General features: G+C 46.5%; 1 rRNA gene. It reads left to right on the forward strand.

What is annotated here, in order from left to right:
• Positions 1-84: 84 nt before the first annotated feature.
• Positions 85-611: ribosomal RNA gene (locus J5X92_RS20890) — 23S ribosomal RNA — on the forward strand; the annotation flags it as partial.

The raw sequence follows: 611 nt of genomic DNA on the forward strand, positions 1-611 counted from the left end.
CACATACTTTTAGTATGTAACTGAGCGAACGAGGAAAATTTAGGAAGAATAGGAAGTGTTAACGAAGGCCATTTGGGGTTGTATGGTTAAGTGACTAAGCGTATACGGTGGATGCCTTGGCAGTTAGAGGCGATGAAGGACGTGTAAGTCTGCGAAAAGCTGTGGTGAGCCGACAAAATGCATTTGAACCACAGATGTCCGAATGGGGAAACCCACCTATTTATAGGTATCGTTACATGAATATATAGTGTAACGAGGCGAACGAGGGGAACTGAAACATCTAAGTACCCTTAGGAAAAGAAATCAACCGAGATTCCCCTAGTAGCGGCGAGCGAACGGGGATTAGCCCTTAAGCAATTTTGGATTTAGTGGAAGCCTCTGGGAAGTGGCGCGATAAAGGGTGATAGCCCCGTACACGAAGTGTTTGTTTTTGTGAAATCGAGTAGGTCGGGACACGTGTTATCTTGACTGAATATGGGGGGACCATCCTCCAAGGCTAAATACTCCTAACTGACCGATAGTGAACCAGTACCGTGAGGGAAAGGCGAAAAGAACCCCTGTGAGGGGAGTGAAATAGAACCTGAAACCGTATACGTACAAGCAGTGGGAGC

The organism is Alteromonas sp. K632G, from assembly GCF_017653625.1.
Lineage (GTDB): Bacteria > Pseudomonadota > Gammaproteobacteria > Enterobacterales > Alteromonadaceae > Alteromonas > Alteromonas naphthalenivorans.